The organism is Kribbella turkmenica (genome assembly GCF_004348725.1).
GTDB lineage: Bacteria > Actinomycetota > Actinomycetes > Propionibacteriales > Kribbellaceae > Kribbella > Kribbella turkmenica.
This window is the reverse complement of record NZ_SMKR01000340.1, coordinates 1-1,388: the sequence shown is the minus strand read 5'-3', so window position 1 is coordinate 1,388 and position 1,388 is coordinate 1. Positions and strand designations below refer to the sequence as shown.

General features: G+C 72.3%; 1 protein-coding gene. It reads right to left on the bottom strand.

Annotation, left to right across the window (positions count from 1 at the left end):
* Positions 1 to 1,386: NAD(P)H-quinone dehydrogenase (locus E1218_RS35765; protein ID WP_132327454.1), on the bottom strand; the 1,386-nt coding region annotated here is incomplete at its 3' end.
* Positions 1,387 to 1,388: the final 2 nt, after the last annotated feature.

The following is a 1,388-nucleotide window of genomic DNA, read 5'->3' as shown; positions in this document are numbered from 1 at the left end:
GCGGAGGTGGAGGCGGCGGGCGGCTTCGGCGATGGAGCCGGTGATGGAGGGGTAGACGGTGAAGGATTGGGCTATGTGGTCGACGGTGAGGCGGGCGCCGACGGCCAGGGAGATGGGGTGGATGAGTTCGCTGGCGCGGGGGGCGACGACGACGCCGCCGACGATGATGCCGGTGTTGGGCAGGCAGAAGAGTTTGACGAAGCCGTCGCGGACGCCTTGCATCTTGGCGCGGGCGTTGTCGGCGAGCGGGACCTTCACCTCGATGGCGGTGGTGTCGCCGGCGTCGACGGCGGCCTGGGTGACGCCGACGGTGGCGATCTCGGGGGCGGTGAACACGTTCGCGGACACGGTCGACTGGTTCAGTGGGGCGACGGCGTCGCCGAGGGCGTGGGCCATCGCGATCCGGCCCTGCATGGCCGCGACCGAGGCGAGCATGAGGACGCCGGTGCAGTCGCCGGCGGCGTAGACGCCGCGGGCGGTGGTCCGCGATACCCGGTCGACCTGCACGAACCCGCCGTCGGTCAGCGACACGCCCGACTCGGCCAGGCCCATGTCGTCGGTGTTCGGCAGCGATCCGACCGCGAGCAGGGCGTGGGATCCCTCGACCGTGCGGCCGTCGGTGAGGGTGACCACGACCCCGTCGCCGTGCCGTTTGACCGATTCGGCCCGGGACTTGCCCAGCACGGTCAGCCCGCGGCGTTCGAACACGTCCTCCAAGACCGCGGCCGCGTCGGCGTCCTCGCCGGGCAGCACCCGGTCCCGCGACGACACCAGCACGACGTCGCTGCCCAGGGCGTTGTAGGCGCTGGCGAACTCGGCGCCGGTGACACCGGAACCGACCACGATCAGCCGCTCGGGCAGCTGGTCGAGCTCGTAGACCTGCTCCCAGGTCAGGATCCGCTCACCATCGGGCTCCGACCCCGGCAGGATCCGCGGCCTGGCCCCGGTGGCGATCAACACCACATCGGCGTCCAGCCGCTCCTGCCCGACCACCACCGTCTCCGGCCCGTCCAGCCGCCCCCGGCCCTGGACCATCCGCACCTTGTCCCGATCGAGCCGCCGCTCGATCCCCGCACCCTGGGCGGCGGCCAGCGCCTTGACCCGCTGGTTGACGACCGAGAGATCAACCCGCACGGAGCTCGCCGGATCCGCGGCGTCACCGGTGCCGTCGCCGACGACTCGGACGCCGAGCTCGCCCGCCTCCTCGACCTCGGTCATCACTTCCGCGGTGGCGATCAGCGTCTTGCTCGGCACAGCGTCGGTGAGCACGGCCGAACCGCCGATCCCGCCGGAATCGACGACCGTCACCTCCGCCCCCAGCTGGGCGGCCGCACTGGCCGCCTCGTACCCGCCCGGACCGCCACCGATGATCACAACTCGCGCCACGG